Origin of the sequence: Mycolicibacter algericus DSM 45454 (genome assembly GCF_002086455.1) — a bacterium.
GTDB lineage: Bacteria > Actinomycetota > Actinomycetes > Mycobacteriales > Mycobacteriaceae > Mycobacterium > Mycobacterium algericum.
The window spans coordinates 40,708-59,060 of record NZ_MVHC01000023.1 but is presented as its reverse complement, the minus strand read 5'-3'; the positions used below and the strand labels follow the sequence as shown (position 1 = coordinate 59,060).

The 18,353-nt window shown below is 66.4% G+C and carries 15 protein-coding genes; 10 read left to right on the top strand and 5 right to left on the bottom strand.

From position 1 onward, the window contains the following. Nucleotides 1-100 precede the first annotated feature (100 nt). Entirely contained in the window at nt 101-1,039 is a 939-nt protein-coding gene (coaA, locus tag BST10_RS17430) for a type I pantothenate kinase (RefSeq protein ID WP_083039406.1), read from the bottom strand. Between the two features lie 45 nt (nt 1,040-1,084). Here coaA and BST10_RS17425 point away from each other — a divergent pair, with 45 nt between their 5' ends. The 5 genes from BST10_RS17425 (at nt 1,085) to BST10_RS17405 (ending at nt 6,841) form a co-directional block, all read left to right on the top strand. Continuing rightward, the gene (locus BST10_RS17425) at nt 1,085-2,293 is read left to right on the top strand and encodes a DUF885 domain-containing protein (protein WP_083039386.1); all 1,209 of its coding nucleotides are present in this window, start codon (nt 1,085-1,087) and stop codon (nt 2,291-2,293) included. A gap of 77 nt (nt 2,294-2,370) precedes the next feature. Then, entirely contained in the window at nt 2,371-3,645 is a 1,275-nt protein-coding gene (gene glyA / locus BST10_RS17420; RefSeq protein ID WP_013827981.1) for a serine hydroxymethyltransferase, read from the top strand. A 74-nt stretch (nt 3,646-3,719) separates the two neighbouring features. Further along, nucleotides 3,720-4,547: an acyl-ACP desaturase gene (locus BST10_RS17415; protein ID WP_083039384.1), complete on the top strand. Its 828-nt coding sequence runs from the start codon at nt 3,720-3,722 to the stop codon at nt 4,545-4,547. Nucleotides 4,548-4,741: 194 nt separating this feature from the next. Beyond that, on the top strand, nt 4,742-6,049 hold the full coding sequence (locus tag BST10_RS17410) for an RNA 5'-3' helicase PhoH2 (protein ID WP_083039382.1): 1,308 nt from the start codon (nt 4,742-4,744) through the stop codon (nt 6,047-6,049). A 210-nt stretch (nt 6,050-6,259) separates the two neighbouring features. Further along, on the top strand, nt 6,260-6,841 hold the full coding sequence (locus BST10_RS17405; RefSeq protein ID WP_083039380.1) for a TetR/AcrR family transcriptional regulator: 582 nt from the start codon (nt 6,260-6,262) through the stop codon (nt 6,839-6,841). Between the two features lie 40 nt (nt 6,842-6,881). Here the strand turns inward: BST10_RS17405 and BST10_RS17400 are convergent, their stop codons facing one another. Continuing rightward, complete coding sequence (locus BST10_RS17400) at nt 6,882-8,684, bottom strand: DUF1214 domain-containing protein (RefSeq protein WP_083039378.1); 1,803 nt, start codon at nt 8,682-8,684, stop codon at nt 6,882-6,884. 631 nt (nt 8,685-9,315) lie between these two features. On the opposite strand from BST10_RS17400, the gene BST10_RS17390 reads away from it, so the two are divergent. The 4 genes from BST10_RS17390 to BST10_RS17375 all read left to right on the top strand — a co-directional run bounded on the left by BST10_RS17390 (nt 9,316) and on the right by BST10_RS17375 (nt 13,840). After that, entirely contained in the window at nt 9,316-10,164 is an 849-nt protein-coding gene (locus BST10_RS17390; RefSeq protein WP_083039376.1) for a polysaccharide deacetylase family protein, read from the top strand. 134 nt (nt 10,165-10,298) lie between these two features. Further along, complete coding sequence (locus BST10_RS17385) at nt 10,299-12,206, top strand: alkyl/aryl-sulfatase (RefSeq protein WP_235673542.1); 1,908 nt, start codon at nt 10,299-10,301, stop codon at nt 12,204-12,206. 79 nt (nt 12,207-12,285) lie between these two features. Beyond that, nucleotides 12,286-13,239: an oxygenase MpaB family protein gene (locus tag BST10_RS17380; protein ID WP_083039372.1), complete on the top strand. Its 954-nt coding sequence runs from the start codon at nt 12,286-12,288 to the stop codon at nt 13,237-13,239. 13 nt (nt 13,240-13,252) lie between these two features. After that, entirely contained in the window at nt 13,253-13,840 is a 588-nt protein-coding gene (locus tag BST10_RS17375) for a TetR/AcrR family transcriptional regulator (RefSeq protein ID WP_083039370.1), read from the top strand. Here BST10_RS17375 and BST10_RS17370 read toward each other — a convergent pair. Genes BST10_RS17370 through glpX form a run of 3 tightly spaced genes read right to left on the bottom strand, consistent with a single transcriptional unit; the run spans nt 13,797 to nt 17,614 of the window. Next, entirely contained in the window at nt 13,797-15,149 is a 1,353-nt protein-coding gene (locus tag BST10_RS17370; protein WP_083039368.1) for an MFS transporter, read from the bottom strand. The genes BST10_RS17375 and BST10_RS17370 overlap by 44 nt on opposite strands. Nucleotides 15,150-15,157: 8 nt before the next feature. Continuing rightward, nucleotides 15,158-16,555 (bottom strand): class II fumarate hydratase, encoded by a 1,398-nt coding sequence (locus BST10_RS17365; protein ID WP_083039366.1) that lies wholly within the window; start codon nt 16,553-16,555, stop codon nt 15,158-15,160. A 27-nt stretch (nt 16,556-16,582) separates the two neighbouring features. Next, the gene (gene glpX, locus BST10_RS17360) at nt 16,583-17,614 is read right to left on the bottom strand and encodes a class II fructose-bisphosphatase (protein WP_174813628.1); all 1,032 of its coding nucleotides are present in this window, start codon (nt 17,612-17,614) and stop codon (nt 16,583-16,585) included. 64 nt (nt 17,615-17,678) lie between these two features. Between glpX and BST10_RS17355 the strand changes: the two genes are divergently transcribed. Then, nucleotides 17,679-18,344: a DUF4245 domain-containing protein gene (locus tag BST10_RS17355; RefSeq protein WP_083039362.1), complete on the top strand. Its 666-nt coding sequence runs from the start codon at nt 17,679-17,681 to the stop codon at nt 18,342-18,344. Nucleotides 18,345-18,353 lie beyond the last annotated feature (9 nt).

Genomic DNA, 18,353 nt, shown 5'->3' with positions numbered 1-18,353 from the left:
CCACCACCCCCACCGCCGGCACCTGAGTTGCCGCCGCCTCCGCCGGCACCGGAACCGCCGCAGCCGCAGCCGGGTACCGCGACGCAGCCTTAACCGCGTTTTACAGCTTGCGCAGCCGCAGCCGGTTGATGGAGTGATCGGCGTCTTTGCGCAGCACCAGGGTCGCCCGGGGCCGGGTCGGCAGGATGTTCTCGACCAGGTTGGGACGGTTGATGGAGCGCCAGATGTCGCGGGCGGCGGCCACCGCCTGCTGGTCGTTGAGGCCCGCGTAGTGGTGGAAGTGAGACTCGGGATGGGCGAAGGAGGTGGAACGCATCGCCAGGAACCGGGAGACGTACCAGTGCTCGATGTCTTCGACCCGGGCATCGACGTACAACGAGAAGTCGAACAGGTCCGAGACCATCAGCGTGGGCCCGGTCTGCAGCACATTGAGACCCTCGAGGATCAAGATGTCGGGGTGACGGACCACTTGTTTGGCGCCCGCGACGATGTCATAGCTCAGGTGTGAATACACCGGCGCGCACGCGTAGTCGGCGCCGGACTTCACCGAGGTGACGAAGCGCATCAGCGCGCGCCGGTTATAGCTTTCCGGAAACCCTTTGCGGTGCATCAGGTTCCGGCGTTCCAACTCCTGGTTGGGGTAGAGGAACCCGTCGGTGGTGACCAGGTCCACCCGCGGGTGGCGGTCCCAGCGGGCCAACAAGGCCTGCAGCACGCGGGCCGTCGTCGACTTGCCGACGGCCACGCTGCCGGCCACCCCGATGATGAACGGCACCGGGCGGTCCGGGCTCTGGTCGTTCTCGCCGAGGAACTCCGCGGTGGCGGCGAACAGTTGCTGGCGGGCGGCGACTTGCAGGTGCAGCAGCCGGGCCAGTGGCAGATAGACCTCTTCGACCTCGAGCAGGTCGACCTGCTCACCGAGACCGCGCAGCGCCACGACCTCTTCTTCGGTGAGCGGCATCGGCGTCGACATACGCAGCGTCCGCCATTGACGTCGGTCGAACTCCACGTAGGGACTCGGCTCGCTAAGCCGCCGCATGACCATACAGTCTTGCAGCAGGCTCGACGGTTAGCCTGATCGGGTATGGAGCCCGCTGCCTTGATCCGTGAATACCTGCTGCTCGGTCTGCGCTTCGACCGGATCGAGCCGGGTTATGTCGACGCCTTCACCGGTGACCCGGCGCTGCGCCGGCTGGTCGAGAACGAGCCGATGCCCGACCCGGCGGTGCTGTCCCAGCAGGCCGAGAAGCTGCTCACCGAACTGCCGGGTGGTCTTGAGGCGGCGCGCGCCGACTACCTGCGGGTGCATCTGCGGGCGCTGGCGTGTGCGGGCCGCAGGTTCGCCGGGGAGCAGGTCGGTTTCATCGACGAGGTGCGCGAGTACTTCGACCTCACCGGCATCGGCAGGGGAGACACCGACCGCTACCGTCAAGCCCACGCCCGGCTGGACGAAGCGCTGGGCGGAACCGGGCCGTTGGCCGAGCGAATGGCCGCACACCGCCGCGCCGAAGAGATTCCGCCCGAGCGGCTCGAAGCGGCTATCCACGCCTTCTCCTCGGCGCTGCGTGACCGGGTCCGCACACAGTTCCCGCTGCCGGAGACCGAGGTCATCAGCTACGAGGTCGTCACCGACAAGCCGTGGTCGGGGTTCAACTACTACCGCGGCGACTACCGCTCCACGGTGGCCGTCAACGCCGACCTCAAACAGCTCATGTCGAATCTGCCCCGACTGGTCGCCCATGAGTCCTACCCAGGCCACCACACCGAGCACTGCCGCAAAGAGGCCGGGCTGGTCTCGCAGCTGGGCCAGGCCGAGCAGACGATTTTTCTGGTCAACACCCCGCAGTGTCTGATGGCCGAGGGACTGGCCGACCTGGCGCTGTACGCCGCGGTCGGGCCCGGTTGGGGCGGTTGGGCCGAAGAGATCTACGCCGACCTGGGGCTGCGGTTCGATGGTGAACGGGCCGAGGCGGTGTCGGAGGCAGCCGCGGCGCTCGCCGAGGTGCGCCAGGATGCGGCGCTGATGCTGCACGACGAGCGTCGCGACGTCGACGAGGTGGTCGACCATCTGCGCCGCTGGCTGCTGGTCACCGACGATCGGGCCCGCCAGAGCATGCGGTTCTTGTCGTCACCGCTGTGGCGGGCCTACACCTCGACCTACGTGGAGGGCTATCGGCTGCTGCGCGCCTGGCTGGACTGCCGGCCGGCCGCGGCGAGCCTCACCGGGCGGTTTGGGCGGCTGCTCGACGAGCCGCTAATCCCGTCGAGCCTGCGTGCGGAACTGAACGGATAGCGCGTCCGGCGGGGGGCGACCCGCTCGATAGACTTGCGCCCGTGACTGCCACACCGGATTCTCGCCCTGCCTCCACGATGTCTACGCCGCTGGCCGAGCTCGACCCGGACATCGCCGAGCTGCTCGGCAAGGAACTGGGGCGCCAGCGCGACACCCTGGAGATGATCGCGTCGGAGAACTTCGTGCCGCGCGCGGTACTGCAGGCACACGGCAGCGTGCTGACCAACAAATACGCCGAGGGTCTGCCGGGCCGGCGCTATTACGGCGGGTGTGAACACGTCGACGTGGTGGAGAACATCGCCCGCGACCGCGCCAAGGAACTGTTCGACGCGGAGTTCGCCAACGTCCAGCCGCACTCGGGCGCCCAGGCCAACGCCGCGGTGCTGCAGGCGCTGATGGAACCGGGGGAGCGACTGCTCGGCCTGGACCTGGCCAACGGCGGACACCTGACCCACGGGATGCGGCTGAACTTCTCCGGCAAGCTCTACGAGAACGCCTTCTACGGCGTGGACCCGGTGACCCACCGCGTCGACATGGATGTGGTCCGCGCGCAGGCGCTGGAGTTCAAACCGAAGGTGATCATCGCCGGCTGGTCGGCCTACCCGCGCATCCTCGACTTCGAAGCCTTCGCTGCGATCGCCGCCGAGGTGGACGCCACACTGTGGGTGGACATGGCGCACTTCGCCGGGTTGGTCGCCGCCGGGCTGCACCCATCGCCGGTGCCGCACGCCCAGGTGGTCTCGACCACCGTGCACAAGACCCTCGGCGGGCCGCGCTCCGGGCTGATCGTCGGCAAGAAGGAGTTCGCCAAGCAGATCAACTCGGCGGTCTTCCCCGGTCAGCAAGGCGGTCCGCTGATGCACGTGATCGCCGCCAAGGCCGTCGCGCTGAAGATCGCCGGCACCCCCGAGTTCGCCGAGCGCCAGCAGCGGGTGCTCTCCGGCGCCAGGATCATCGCCGAGCGGCTGCTGGCCGCCGACGTGGCCAAGGCCGGGGTGTCGGTGGTCAGCGGCGGCACCGACGTGCACCTGGTGCTCGTCGACCTGCGGGACTCGCCGCTGGACGGCCAGATGGCCGAGGATCTGCTGCACGAGGTCGGCATCACCGTCAACCGCAACGCCGTCCCCAACGACCCGCGCCCGCCGATGGTCACCTCCGGGCTGCGGGTCGGCACCCCGGCGCTGGCGGCCCGCGGTTTCGGCGACACCGAATTCACCGAGGTCGCCGATATCATCGCCACCGCACTGGCGGCTGGATCGGGTGCCGACATCTCGGCGCTGCGGTCCCGGGTCACCAAGCTGGCGCAGGACTTCCCGCTCTATGACGGCCTGGAGGACTGGAAGCTCGCCTGAGCGGGTGCGCGCGGTTCCGGACACGCCGCACCCGAGTTGACAAGATAGTGTGAATTCGGGTTACAGTTACTTTTATGGCTGAACGTCCCGTTGCTAACGCGCTGATTCGCGAGCTGGAGCCGGTTGTCGCCGCGAACATGGTCCGCCACATCGACACCGTGGACCCCTGGTACGCGCACGACTTCGTGCCGTTCGAGCAGGGCGAGAACTTCGCCTTCCTCGGCGGCAAGGACTGGGACCCGTCGCAGGTGAGCCTGCCCACGGTGATCACCGACGCCTGCGAGATCCTGCTCATCGAGAAGGACAGCCTGGCCGGCTACCACCGCGAATTCGTCGAGCACTTCATCCTCGAGGACAAGTGGGGGCGCTGGATCGGCCGGTGGACCGCCGAAGAGCACCTGCACGCCATCGCACTTCGCGAATACCTGATGGTCACCCGGGAGATCGACCCGGACGCCAACGAGCGCGTCCGCATGGAGCATGTGCAGAAGGGCTACCGCGCCGACCGGTACAGCCAGGTCGAGACGCTGGTGTTCATGGCCTTCTACGAGCGCTCCTGCGCCGAGTTCTGCCGCAACCTGGCCGAACAGATCGAGGAACCGGTACTCAAGGGCCTGATCAACCGGATCGCTGGTGACGAGGAGCGCCACGAGGAGTTTTTCGCCAACCTGGTCGCGCACTGCCTGGACTACGTGCACGACGAGACGGTGGCCGCCATCGCCGCCCGGGCCGGCGAGTTGAAGGTCATCGGCGCCGATATCGACGCCTACGCCGACCGGCAGGCCGGAATCGCCGAAGCCGGGATCTTCGGGCCCGACCAACTGCGCCGGGTGATCTCGGACCGGATCAGCGCCTGGGGCCTGGCCGCGCACCCCGATTTGAAGGCGTTCGCCGTCAGCTGACGGGCTCCGGCGCGCCTGCGCGGCGCGCACGCGCCGACGGGGGTACCGTCGCAAGCGATGGCTAGCCACACGCTCTGCCGTCTAGGCGGCACCACCGGTCGTGACCACGACAGGACCGGCCCCGGTTCTGGTGCTGCGTTCCCCGTCGATCTGCTCGCGCGGGGTCGCGCGCGCCCTCACCGCTGGAGCGCTCAGTGCCTGATATCCGGACGTACGTGCTCGACACCTCTGTGCTGCTGTCGGACCCGTGGGCCTGCACCCGGTTCGCCGAACACGAGGTCGTCGTCCCGCTGGTGGTGATCAGCGAGCTGGAGGCCAAACGCCACCACCATGAGCTCGGCTGGTTCGCTCGCCAGGCGCTGCGCCTGTTCGACGACATGCGATTGGAGCACGGTCGTCTTGATCAGCCCATCCCCGTTGGGACACAGGGCGGTACGTTGCACGTCGAACTCAACCACAGCGATCCTGCGGTGTTGCCCTCAGGGTTTCGCACCGAGGACAACGACTCGCGGATCCTGACCTGCGCCGCCAACCTCGCCGCCGAGGGACGGCGAGTTACGTTGGTGAGCAAGGACATTCCGTTGCGGGTCAAGGCCGCTGCGGTGGGTCTGGCCGCTGACGAATACCACGCCCAGGACGTCATCGTCTCCGGCTGGACCGGGATGGACGAGGTCGAGGCATCCGTCGACGACATCGACGCGCTGTTCGACGAGGGCGAGATCGACCTGGCCGCGGCGCGAGACCTGCCGTGCCATACCGGGGTACGGCTGCTCGGCGGCAGCTCGCACGCCTTGGGCCGGGTCAATGCCGCCAAGCGGGTGCAGTTGGTCCGGGGTGACCGGGAGGCCTTCGGCCTGCGCGGGCGCTCCGCCGAGCAGCGCGTCGCGCTGGATCTGCTGCTCGACGAATCGGTCGGCATCGTCTCGCTCGGCGGCAAGGCGGGCACCGGCAAATCCGCGCTGGCGCTGTGCGCCGGCCTGGAGGCCGTCCTGGAGCGGCGGACCCAGCGCAAGGTCGTGGTGTTCCGTCCGCTCTACGCCGTCGGCGGCCAGGAACTGGGCTACCTGCCCGGCAGCGAGAACGAGAAGATGGGGCCGTGGGCCCAGGCGGTGTTCGACACCCTGGAGGGCCTGGCCAGTCCGGCGGTGCTCGAGGAGGTGCTGTCGCGCGGCATGCTCGAGGTGCTGCCGCTGACCCACATCCGGGGCCGCTCACTGCACGACTCGTTCGTGATCGTCGACGAGGCACAGTCGCTGGAACGCAACGTGCTGCTGACGGTGTTGTCGCGGCTGGGAACCGGGTCGCGGGTGGTGCTCACCCACGACGTCGCCCAGCGCGACAACCTTCGGGTCGGCCGCCACGACGGCATCGCGGCGGTGATCGAGAAGCTCAAGGGTCACCCGCTGTTCGCGCACATCACGTTGCTGCGCAGTGAGCGTTCGCCGATCGCCGCACTGGTCACCGAGATGCTTGAGGAGATCAACGGCCCCGATCTGCGTTGACGTCCCGGCGGGGCCCAGGACAGTTGTCACGCACATCGGGCGGCGGGAAAGCGCAGCGGCACCCGCTGAATGGCCCCGGGTATTGATCCACATGTTGGGCGGTTACCCAGCTGAAATGCGATCATAGGGGCGAAGATCCATTTCCGTACCGGGCAGGGGCGCAACTGATACCGACCGCTCACTGCCGGACCAGTGATTAACGGAGGCTGCATGGCCCGGTCTGACATCAAGCATCGACTGGGCCCTTACCGTGACCCGGAGATCGACCCGGCAGTGTTTGCAGCAACGCGCCGACTGCTCATCGAACGCGGTTACCGCGGAACCTCAATCGATGCGATCGCCGATGCGGCCGGGGTTAGCCGACCGACGATCTACCGACGGTGGCCGTCAAAGGCCCACGTTGTCTATGACGCTGTGTACCCTGCCAGCGCTCCGCACGTAGAGCCTTCAGCGGAACCGTTCTCGGAGATCACCGGCGCGATCGCCGGCATCCTCGCGTTCATGTCGCAGCCGGAGGCCAGGGAGGCGTTTCCGGGTCTCTTGGCCGACATGCGCTCCGACCCTGAGCTGAAGTCCAAACTCGGTGAGCGACATTCGGTCGGCGTCAGCGCGGCATTCGAATCGCTCGTGGAGCGCAACGCCGAAACGTTACGCCACGTTGACGCAGGCACGTTGCTCGACGTCGTCTCGGGTGCGGCGATCCACGCGATGTGTATTCGAGACGTGTCCGATCTGGATGCCTACATCGATTCGCTGACCGACCTTCTTTTGTACGGCATCCTGAAACGCTGATTCGGTTGTGCGGCACATCAACTCCGCGCCGCCAGGTGCGCTAGAAGCCGAGTAACTGATCAACGAGGTCTATCCCCATCGCAAAGTCATGGCTGAACATCGCGGTGATCTGGGCCAGAGATTCCTGCGCTTCCGTCGCCAGCTGCCAAAGGCCGGGGGTATCGTGCACGCCGGTTACCAAGGCGAACTGAATGGCGTCGCGCGCGTTCAGAAGACCCGCCGTGATGCTGGTGCCGGGATCGAAGAGGGTCTGCGCAAACACCGACGCCAAGCCGTCTGGGTCCGCGAAGGATTGAATCAACGCGGAGAACAGATCGAAGCCGTTGCCGGAAGACATACCGCCGTCCATCGACTGCAGGGTGTCGGCTAGTGCTTTCGCGCCACGCGCCATGGCCAAAATCAGGGGGTACTCGAGCTCCTTGAAAGCCTGCGGTAGGGATTGCACGACCGCGCTCATACTGCCCAGCGGGTTGTTGATGATGTTCTGCACGGCAGTCGAGGGATCGAAGACATCGGTGAATCGCTCGGCCAGCGGGGCGTAGGAATCTTGTGTCCCGAACAGCTGATCGAAGGTTCCCGACCCTATTGCAGCCTTGATGTCGTCGATCTGGAGAGTGGTGGTGATCCAGCTGGAGTCTTTGCTCAACGACAGCAGGTTTTGCAGGGAGAAGGCGCGCAAGTCGAGTTGCGCAGCGAACTGCTCCGGTGTGACGACTGGAGTGTCGGTCGGCAAGTAGTCCCTGATGTCGGCTACCGGAACCAGTTCGGCTTGAAGTGGGCCGGTCGGTATCGGGCCCTCCGGTCCTTGTATGCGGAGGAATATCCCGCCACTGCTGAGGCCTCCTGTGTCCAGCCAGTTCGGGACACCCGGATTGGTGGCGCTGATTACGTAGTAGGTGTTTCCATCTGATGCTTGGAACGATTGGATATCGTTAAGACTGGTCTGCGCGTATTGGAATGGCAACAAACGACCCAGCGGGTCAGAGAGTTGGATGTTGTAGTACGTGGCATCAATCTCGGGGGCCTTGAGGATCAGGGCTTGCCCAGGTTCCAGATTGAAATTTCCGAATGACATGAATTGCCCTGGCAGGCCACCATTGATGTTCGTCGGTATAAACGGAATAACGCCGTTGTCGGGGGTGGGCAAGTTGGGAGGAGGGGTGTAGAAGACCTGCGAATTGAGGTTGTGTTCGGGCAGTTCGTCGGCGATCCGGCTGAGTAGGGCTGCGACGTCGCTGTCAGAGAGCGGGGTGTAGATGGGATCGGTTGCGGCAATGTCGGTGCGGTCGATGGTTACGACGCCAGGACTGGTAGTCCAGTCGTGGACGGTATCGCGAATCCAGATCCCGGTGGCGCCGTCAGAATCAATCCAGTTGCCCTCATGCGGTGTGGGGCTGACGGTTATCGTATAACTTCCGTCGGCATTCGGGGTCAGATCGGCAAGCTGAAGCCCACCGCCGGGCGGTGAGTTTACATTGCTGGGTGAGAAATCGTACTGTGAAGTGATGTTGAAGTCGACGGTGCCGGACCCCGGAGCGAAGTGAATGACATAGGTTCCGTTAGGTTGGGTGAAGACGAAATTGAATATGTTGTCCGGGTTGGCCTGGCCTTCGATCTGAATCGGGTTTCCGCCGACTTCGGTGGTGATGTAGGGGAACCGCACCGTGGGGTCGGTCGGATTCATTTGGGCGAGAGTGCCAAGAAGTTGAAAATACGATATGTCCTGGATGTAACTGGGCAGTCCGGCGATGCGTTCGGGCGTCATGAACGGCAGCGCACCATTGACGCCGATGAGTTGATTCTGAATCTCTGCGATCACATTGCTCACGTCGATCGCGGACATCGATCCCGCTGATGCCAACATGACCGGCGGACTGGTGGTTTGGCCGGCGAGTGCCGGTGGCGGACTCGCGAGCGCGAGAGAACCGACCACTACGGCGATCAGGGTGCCATGACTACGACTGCCGCCGCGAGTTCTCGTCTCTGCCGCTCGTAGGACTGCCATGGTCGCGACCTCCTGTGCAATAGAGTTATCGGATTGTCATTACAACCTGTAACGTCATGTGACTGTAACCACACTGTGGATCCCGGCGCAAGGGGAAGCTGAGGAAACTATCGGAAATGCCCGTGAGTCCGGCGGACCCACCGTTGCCTCGGTCCGCGTTGACCGCCTCACCGCCGCGACCGCGGTAGACAAGTTCCGCCAGGCCGGCTGATATGTCACCAAGGGGCTGTTCCGCTTGATGGTTAAGAAGTGGGGCCGTAGTCTGCGTGCTGGCCAAGCCGACCTGCGGACCGAGGAGTGGTTCAACGGGGGCGGCCTGCACCGGGTTCGCGGCACCATCCGTTACCCGAAGGCAGCGTGACAATGCATGAAGATCATCGGTGAGCCATGTGCGGGAAAGCCGCACGCATGAATTGAAAGGGGACGGGGAACCGGGTCTGCTCTGCGGACGCCGCGCCCCTGACTACTAATGGCAAAACGTGTGCGTGCCGGTGTCATTGCGATGGTCGTTGCGGTGCTCGGCGCCTGCACCAGTCACGCGCACCAGGCCGCGGCGAACCCGGTCGACTGCGCCGTCGTCAAGTGTGTGGCACTGACCTTCGACGACGGGCCCTCGCCTTACACCGACCGGCTGCTGCGGGTCCTCGGCGACGCCGACGCGCACGCCACCTTCTTCTTGATCGGCAACAAGGTCGCGGCCGACCCCGCGGGCGCCAAGCGGATCGCCGAGGCCGGGATGGAGATCGGCAGCCACACCTGGGAACACCCGAACATGACCGAGATCCCGGCCGCCGACGTGCCCGCGCAGTTCGCGAAGGCCAACGACGCCATCCGCTCGGCCACCGGGGTCACGCCGACGCTGTGGCGCCCACCGGGCGGGCTGACCGACGATGCGGTGAATCAGCAGGCTGCCAGCTTCGGGCTCGCCGGCATCCTCTGGGACGTCATCCCATTCGACTGGATCAACGACGCCGACACCGCCGCCACCCGCTACATGCTCATGACCCAGATCAAGCCCGGCGCGGTGGTGCTGTTTCACGACACCTATTCGTCCACGGTCGATCTGGTGTATCAGTTCCTGCCGGTGCTCAAAGCCAATGGCTACCACATGGTTACCGTCGGCGAGCTGCTCGGCCCGCGCGCACCCGGCAGCGTGTACGGCGGCCGGGAGAACGGGCCGCCGGTCAATGACCTACACGACATCCCGGCCGCCGACATCCCGTCGCTGCCGGCGACGCCGTCGCCGCCGCCGATGCCGAACTTCCCGATCACCGATATTGCCGGGGCGAATTCGGGGGGCCCGAACAACGGAGCGTGACAGAATCGGCACGCATGACTGGCTTCACCAGACGTGCGATTCTCGGTCGTTTCGCTGCCGTCGGCGCCACCGCTGCGGCAGCGTCCGCGCTAGCCGCTGCATGCGAGGACAAATTATCTGTCGGCGGGGCCGTGATGACCGACAACAAGGTTAAGCCGGCCACGGCGGCGACCAAGGCCGCCAACGCCGGGGTCAGCAACGCGCTGCCGTTCAACGACCGCGGCGACTTCGAGGACGCCCAGCGCAATCTCATCGCGCGCCCCGAAACCCTGACCATCAAAGATGCCGACGGCAGGGTCGTCTGGGAGTTGGAGAGCTACAAGAAATTCATCGGTGACGACAAGCCGGCGCCCGACACCGTCAACCCCAGCTTGTGGCGCAATGCGCAGCTGTGCATGAACTACGGCCTGTTCAAGGTCGTCGACCGCGTCTATCAGGTGCGCGGCTACGACCTGTCGAACATCACCTTCATCCAAGGCGACACCGGCTGGATCGTGTTCGACACGTTGATCTCCCCGGAGACCGCGCATGCCGCACTGGATCTGGCGAACCAGCACCTGGGGGAGCGGCCGATCGTCGCCGTCGTGCACAGCCATTCGCACACCGATCACTACGGAGGGGTGCGCGGCATCATCAGCCAGGGCGACGTCGACACCGGCAAGGTCAAGGTGATCGCGCCAGCGAACTTCGTCGAAGACGTCGTCGACGAGAACGTGATCGCCGGCAACGCCATGTCGCGCCGCGCGGTCTACATGTACGGCGCGCTGCTGCCGCGCGACGCCCAGGGCGGGGTCAATGCAGGCCTGGGGCAGACCATTTCGACCGGCAAACCCACCTTGGTGATCCCGACCGACATCATCAGCACGACCGGGACGAAGCTGACCGTCGACGGCGTCGAGATGGTGTTTCAGATGACGCCCGGCACCGAGGCGCCCACCGAGATGAACACCTTCTTCCCACAGTTCAAGGCGATGTGGATGGCGGAGAACACCACCAACACCATGCACAACCTGCTCACGTTAAGGGGCGCGCAGGTGCGCAACCCGCTCATCTGGGCGGCGTTCATCGACGAAACGATCCGCCTTTTCGGCGCGCAGGCCGAGGTCAAGTTCCAGAGCCACCACTGGCCGATGTGGGGCAACGCCAAGATCATCGACTACTTCAAACGCCAGCGTGACCTCTACAAGTACACCCACGACCAGTCGGTAAGGCTGATGAACCACGGATACATCGGCTCGGAGATCGCCGAAGAGATCGCGCTGCCTCCCGAACTGAACGAGTTCTGGCCGAACCGCGGCTATTACGGCACACTGCGCCACAATTCCCGTGCCGTCTACCAGCGCTACATGGGCTGGTATGACAGCAATCCGTCCGACCTGAACGACCTCCCGCCAGCCGACGCCGCCGTCAAGTACCTCGAATACATGGGCGGAGAGGACGCCGTGCTCCGGAAAGCCAAGGGCGACTTCGACGCCGGCAACTACCGCTGGGCGGCAACGGTGCTCAAGCACGTCGTGTTCGCCAACCCCGACAGCGTCGACGGCAAGAACCTGCTGGCGGACTGCTACGAGCAACTCGGCTACCAGGCCGAGTCCGGGCCGTGGCGTTCTGAGTATCTGCAGGGGGCGGCCGAACTACGCAACGGGGTACCCGACATCGCCGCCACCGACACCGCCAGCCCGGACACCATCCGGGCGATGCCCCCGGAGAAGTTGTTCGACTATCTGGCGGTCCGCCTCAACGGGCCCAGGGCCGCCGGCAAGAAGATCACCCTCAACATGAAGTTCACCGATCTGAAGTCCGAGTACGGCCTCACGGTGGAGAACGCGGTGCTCAACTACGCGCCCGAACCGGTACCCGGCGCCGACGCCAACTTGACCCTGACCAAAACGACGCTCGATGACATCGAGCTGGGGTACCTCACCCTGGACGAGGCCATCGCGACGAACCGGATCACCATCGACGGCAACCGCGGCGCCTACGACGAGTTCATGGGGCTGCTGGATACGTTCCCGTTCTGGTTCAACATCGTCACGCCTTGATCTCCCCAGCACCGCGCGACCCTTGACACTTTGACACAAAAATATAGTCTTTGTGTCATCAGAGTCGAGGAGGCCTCAGATGACGGCAGTGGCCGGCAAAGTCACCAGCATCGACCGCGCCACCCGCGTTCGCCCCAACGTGATGGCCGAGTTCCGCCGGCATTCCGGCAGCGTGCTCACCGGGCTGTTCGGCGCCGCGGCCTTCGACGAGGTGGCGCTGGTTCCGGTGGCTGCCGCGGTCGACAAGACGGGGCGCTTCGAGCGCAACTTCACCGATCGCGCCATCCGCAGCGGATTCTCTGCGCTGCTTGCCATCTGGGGTGATGCCGAGGATCGCGCCGCCGAGGGGGAACGGCTCAAGCGGATGCATCGTGAGGTCCATGGCCACGGCAAAGGCGACTTCGCCGGCGTGCGCTACAGCGCGCTGAGCCCGCGGCTGTGGAACTGGATCGCCGTCAGCGGCATGTTCGTGACGCTCAATTCGTTCACCCCCGTCACCGGAATCGAGTGGAACGACGCCGAACGGGAGGCCGCCTACCAACAGTTGCTGGAGGCGTTCCGGGCCATCGAGCTACCCGGCAAAGCCGCCAAGTTCCCGCCGACCTACGCCGAGGCCGCCGCCTACTACGACGAGATGGTGCGGACCGGCCTGCAGGCCAACCCATTCCTGGACCGGGTCACCGCCGGCCTGGGCAGGCTGCCGCTGCCGTCGGCGCTGCCGGCCCCGGTCCGGGCCGCCGCAGGCCCGCTGTGGTCGGTGGTCAGCGCGGGAGCCGGCCGGGTGGTGAAGATCTGTTCGTTCGGGATCATGCACCCCGGCGTCCGCGAGCTGACCGGCTTCCGTTGGCAGCCCCGCCACGACGTGGAATTCGACTTCTACACGCACTTGGCGCAATTGGCGTGGCGGGTGCTGCCCGATCGACTCGTGCTGGTGCCGCTGGCCTACAACCGTTTGCAGTACGAGAAGCTGGTGAAGCTGCACCGGTCGGTGGCGCTGGACTCTTTCGCGGCACCCGGCTGCCCGATGGGATGACACACTGGTTCCGATGTCATCGCGACGAAGTACCGCGAGTCCGGCCGAGCAGGAGGCCGCCATTCTCAAGGCGGCCGCAGAAGAGGTGGGCCTGGTCGGGGTGGGGCGCGCCAGCCTCGACGTCATCGCCCGCCAGGCCGGAGTCAGCCGCAGCACCCTGTACCGGCGTTTCCCCACCCGGGACGCGCTGATCACCGAGCTGGGCCGCCGGGCCTTCGACAACGCGATGACTCAGCTGCGCACGGTCGCGGTGGACTCCGGGCCGCGCGATGCCGCGGTCGCGGCGTTCTGCGCCGGATTGCGATTGCTCACCACCGATCCTGTGGTGCGAAAGCTGCTCCGGCTCGACGGCGGCGTACCGATGATGGCCGGGATGTACCGGGAGGCGGAGACCTTCCTGTCCGGCGCCTCGAGCGCGATGGCCAAGGCGTTGCGCGCCGCCGGTGCCACCATGCCCGACGCCGACCTGGTGGCCGCCGCCGAACTGCATGTGCGCCTGGCCGCTTCGATCGCGCAGGTGTCGACGTCGGTGCTCGATCCGCGAGATGACAAGGCGGTCAGCGGTTACGCGATGAAGTTTCTGGCACCGCTGGTCTGGTAGGGGCGGAACCGAGCGCAACCACCATCGCGGCCGCGGCGAGGGACATCGCCCCGATCACCCACAATCCGGCCTTGCTGTCGCCGGTCAGATCGGTCAGCCAGCCCGTCACATATGGGCCGCCGAAACCGCTGAGGTTGCCCAGCGAGTTGATCAAAGCGATGCCCCCGGCCGCTGCCGCTCCGGTCAGGAACGTCGACGGCAGCGCCCAGAACACCGGCATGGCACACATGATCGAGCAGGTCGACACCGTGATTGCGGCCATCGCCAGATACGGGTTGGCCATGTAGAGCGCCGCGGGGATGCTGACGCCGCCGATGATCGCCGGGATCGCCACATGCCAGACGCGTTCGCCGGTCCGGTCGGCGTGCCGTGCCCACGGCACCATCACGACGGCGGCCACAGCCCAGGGGATCGCGGTCACGATACCGCGCCCGATCAAACTCAGCCGGCTGCCGTACTGCTGCTCGAACCCGGCGACAATGCTGGGCAGAAAGAACCCGACGGCGTACAACCCGTAGACGATCCCGAAGTAGACGAACGCCAGCGCCAGCATCCGGGGATGACTGAGTGCCTTCTTGAGCCCCCAGTGCCGACCGGCCTCAGTCGCGGCGCGCTCGTTCGCCAATGTCGTTTCCAGCCAGTGCTTCTCGTCGTTGGAGAGCCAGTGTGCGTCCGCCGGGCGGTCGGTGAGATAGAACCAGCACACGAACGCAAGAGCGATCGCCGGCAGGCCTTCGGCCAAGAACATGAAACGCCACCCGGCGAGACCGAAAACCCCTTGCCCCCAGTCGATGACGAGCGAGGACAAGGTCGATCCGATCGCCGTCGAGACCGGCACCGCCACCATGAAAAGTGAGATGGCCCGCGACCGCTGCTTCGCCGGGAACCAGAACGTGAGATACAGGATGATGCCCGGGAAGAAGCCGGCCTCGGCCACCCCGAGCAGGAACCGCAACACCACCAGCGTTGTCGCGTTGGGGACGAAAGCGATTGCGGTGCTCACGATCCCCCACGTCAGCATGATCCGGGCCAGCCAGCGCCGGCCGCCGAACCTATGCAGCGCGATGTTGCTGGGAACCTCCAGCAACAGGTAGCCGAGAAAGAAGATCCCCGACGCGAACCCGAACATCGTCGCGGTCATGCCGAGCTCGTCGTTCATGCCGTTGGGGCCGGCGAAGCCGATGTTGACGCGGTCGAGGTAATTGATGAAGTAGAGCAGCGCCAGAAACGGGATCAGGCGACGAGTCACCTTCGCCATCGCCGCCCGGCCCACCACGGGCCCAGCGGACCCGACCGGTTCGGCGGCCATGAGGTTGCTTAGGCGTCCTTCACCTTGGCCATCGCCAACACATCGAGACGCTTGTCGAGCTCGGCCTCCGACAGCTTGTCGCCGATCAGGCCGCGGTCGATCACGGTCTGGCGGATCGTCTTGCGCTCCTTGAGCGCCTGCTTGGCCACCGCGGCGGCCTCCTCGTAGCCGATCGCGGAGTTCAGCGGCGTCACGATCGACGGGCTCGACTCGGCCAGCTCGCGCAAGTGCTCCTCATTGGCGACCAGCCCGACGATGCAGCGCTCGGCGAACAACCGCGAGACGTTGGTCAGCAGCGTGAAGGACTCCAGCGTGTTGCGGGCCATCATCGGGATGTAGACGTTGAGCTCGAAGGCGCCGTTGCCACCGCCCCAGGCGATCGCTGCGTCGTTGCCGATCACCTGCGCCGCCACCTGGGTGACCGCTTCGGGCAGCACCGGATTCACCTTCCCCGGCATGATCGAGCTGCCCGGCTGCAGGTCGGGCAGCTGAATCTCGGCCAGGCCGGTCAGCGGGCCCGAGCCCATCCAGCGAACATCGTTGGCGATCTTGGTCAGCGACACCGCAATGGTGCGCAGCGCCCCGGACGCCTCGACCAGGCCGTCGCGCGCCGCCTGGGCCTCGAACGAGTTCGCCGCGGTGCGCAGCTCGGGGATCCCGGTCTCGGCGACCAGCACCTCGACCACCTTGGCGCCGAAGCCCTCCGGGGCGTTGAGGCCGGTGCCGACGGCGGTGCCGCCGATCGCGAGCTCACCCAGCCGGGGAAGGCAGGCGCGCACCCTTTCGATGCCCGCCTCGATCTGGCGGGCGTAGCCGGAGAACTCCTGGCCCAGCGTCACCGGCACCGCGTCCATCAGGTGGGTGCGGCCCGACTTCACCACGGTGCGCCACTGCGTGGCCTTGGCAGCCAGCGCGTCGTGCAGCTCCTGCAGTGCCGGGATCAGGTGGCGCACCGCGGCTTCGGTGGCCGCGATGTGGGTGGCGGTGGGGAAGGTGTCGTTGGACGACTGCGACATGTTCACGTCGTCGTTGGGGTGCACCGTCACCCCGTTGGCGGCCGCGATCGAGGCGATCACCTCGTTGGTGTTCATGTTGGAGCTGGTGCCCGAACCGGTCTGGAACACGTCGATGGGGAACTGGTCGTCGTGTTTGCCGTCGGCGATCTCGGCGGCCGCGGCCTTGATCGCGTCGGCCTTCTCCCGGTCCAGCAGGCCCAGGTCGGCGTTGACCTGCGCGCACGCGCCCTTCAGTAGGCCGAGCGCCCGGATCTGGGTGCGCTCCAAGCCGCGGCCGGAGATCGGGAAGTTCTCCACCGCGCGCTGGGTCTGTGCGCGCCACAATGCGTTCACCGGCACCCGGACCTCGCCCATGGTGTCGTGTTCGATGCGGTATTCGGTGTCGCTCATAGGTTCTTCAGTCCTCGCTTGACGTCGTCAGGGCAGGGGGTAGGCGGCGTGGGCGTCGCCGGTGAAGTCGACCGCCGAATACTCGTTGAGCTTCGACAGCCGGTGATAGGCCTCGATCATCCGGACGGTGCCGGACTTCGAGCGCATCACGATCGATTGGGTGGTGCAGCCGCCGGGGTAGTAGCGCACCCCGTTGAGCAGGTCGCCGTCGGTGACCCCGGTGGCGCAGAAGAACACGTTGTCGCCGGAGACCAGGTGTTCGGTGGTCAGCACCTCGTCGAGGTCATAGCCGGCATCCAGGGCCTTCTGGCGTTCGGCGTCGTCGGTGGGCGCCAGCTGGGCCTGGATCTCCCCGCCCATGCAGCGGATCGCCGCGGCGGCGATGATGCCCTCGGGGGTGCCGCCGATCCCGGCCAGCATGTCGGTGCCCGACTCGGGCCGGCACGCCGCGATCGCCCCGGCCACGTCGCCGTCGGTGATCAGCCGGATCCGCGCCCCGGCGGCCCGCACATCGTGGATGAGCTGCGCGTGTCGCGGCCGGTCCAGGATGCACACCGTCATATCGCGCGGGGACAGGCCCTTGACCTTGGCGACGGCCTTGATGTTCTCGGCGATCGGTTTGGTGATGTCCAAGACGTCGGCGGCTTCGGGGCCGACCGCGATCTTGTTCATGTAGAACACCGCCGACGGGTCGAACATCGCGCCGCGCTCGGCCACGGCCAGCACCGAGATGGCGTTCGGCATGCCCTTGCTCATCAAGGTCGTGCCGTCGATCGGGTCGACGGCGAAGTCGCAGTCGGGTCCGTCGCCGTTGCCGACCTCTTCGCCGTTGTAGAGCATCGGCGCGTGGTCCTTCTCGCCCTCGCCGATGACCACCACGCCACGCATCGACACCGAGTTCACCAGTTCGCGCATCGCGTCGACGGCCGCGCCGTCGCCGCCCTCCTTGTCGCCGCGACCCACCCACCGGCCGGCGGCCATGGCGCCGGCCTCGGTCACCCGCACCAGCTCCAAGGCCAGGTTGCGGTCCGGAGCTTCTCGTCGAGATGGTCCCGTCATGCCAGTCACGGCTGTTGATTCTCCCAGAGCCGGATCAACACCACTGAGCTGGGATACTGGCAACGTGACCTCTGAGCCCCCGCAGCCGGCCGTTCCGGCATCCCGCCCTGGCCCAAGGCCCGCCAAGCCCCGTCTGTTGCAGGACGGCCGCGACATGTTCTGGTCGATCGCCCCGCTGGTCCTGGCCTGCTTGCTGCTGGCCGGACTGGCCGGGACCTGCTCCTTTCGCCCCGGTGGCATGTCGGCCGGACCGGTGCCGTCCTACGACGCCGTCGCCGCGCTGAACGCCGACGCCCAGACGCTGGGATTCCCGGTCCGGCTGCCGGCGCTGCCGGAAGGCTGGCAACCCAACTCCGGCAGCCGCGGCAGCATCACCGACGGGCGCACCGACCCGGCCGGCCAGCGGCTGCGGGCCGTCACCTCGCGGGTCGGTTACGTCGGCCCGACCGGGATGTACATCAGCCTGACCCAGAGCAACGCCGACGAGGCCGCGTTGGTCGAGTCGATCCGTCCGGGGCTGCATCCGACCGGCACCGAGGACGTCGACGGCACCCGCTGGGTGGTGTACCAGGGTGACGGCGACCCGGTGTGGACCACCCGACTGACCGGAAAGGCCGGAGCCGCCCAGCTCGCGATCACCGGCGCGGGGGGAGCTGAGCAGTTCCGCGTGCTGGCGGGCGCCACCCAGTCGCAGGCACCGTTGTCCGACCACCGAAGGGATCGCCCGTAACCGCACCCG

Bases quoted from the DNA above. Each gene is read 5' to 3' on its own strand.
- BST10_RS17380 (WP_083039372.1), top strand. From the start codon at position 12,286: ATGACGGCAGTGGCCGGCAAAGTCACCAGCATCGACCGCGCCACCCGC.
- BST10_RS17370 (WP_083039368.1), bottom strand. From the start codon at position 15,149: ATGGCCGCCGAACCGGTCGGGTCCGCTGGGCCCGTGGTGGGCCGGGCG.
- BST10_RS17415 (WP_083039384.1), top strand. From the start codon at position 3,720: ATGGCTGAACGTCCCGTTGCTAACGCGCTGATTCGCGAGCTGGAGCCG.
- BST10_RS17405 (WP_083039380.1), top strand. From the start codon at position 6,260: ATGGCCCGGTCTGACATCAAGCATCGACTGGGCCCTTACCGTGACCCG.
- BST10_RS17390 (WP_083039376.1), top strand. From the start codon at position 9,316: ATGGCAAAACGTGTGCGTGCCGGTGTCATTGCGATGGTCGTTGCGGTG.
- BST10_RS17365 (WP_083039366.1), bottom strand. From the start codon at position 16,555: ATGAGCGACACCGAATACCGCATCGAACACGACACCATGGGCGAGGTC.
- coaA (WP_083039406.1), bottom strand. From the start codon at position 1,039: ATGCGGCGGCTTAGCGAGCCGAGTCCCTACGTGGAGTTCGACCGACGT.
- glpX (WP_174813628.1), bottom strand. From the start codon at position 17,614: ATGACGGGACCATCTCGACGAGAAGCTCCGGACCGCAACCTGGCCTTG.
- glyA (WP_013827981.1), top strand. From the start codon at position 2,371: ATGTCTACGCCGCTGGCCGAGCTCGACCCGGACATCGCCGAGCTGCTC.
- BST10_RS17385 (WP_235673542.1), top strand. From the start codon at position 10,299: ATGACCGACAACAAGGTTAAGCCGGCCACGGCGGCGACCAAGGCCGCC.
- BST10_RS17400 (WP_083039378.1), bottom strand. From the start codon at position 8,684: ATGTCCGCGATCGACGTGAGCAATGTGATCGCAGAGATTCAGAATCAA.
- BST10_RS17375 (WP_083039370.1), top strand. From the start codon at position 13,253: ATGTCATCGCGACGAAGTACCGCGAGTCCGGCCGAGCAGGAGGCCGCC.
- BST10_RS17425 (WP_083039386.1), top strand. From the start codon at position 1,085: ATGGAGCCCGCTGCCTTGATCCGTGAATACCTGCTGCTCGGTCTGCGC.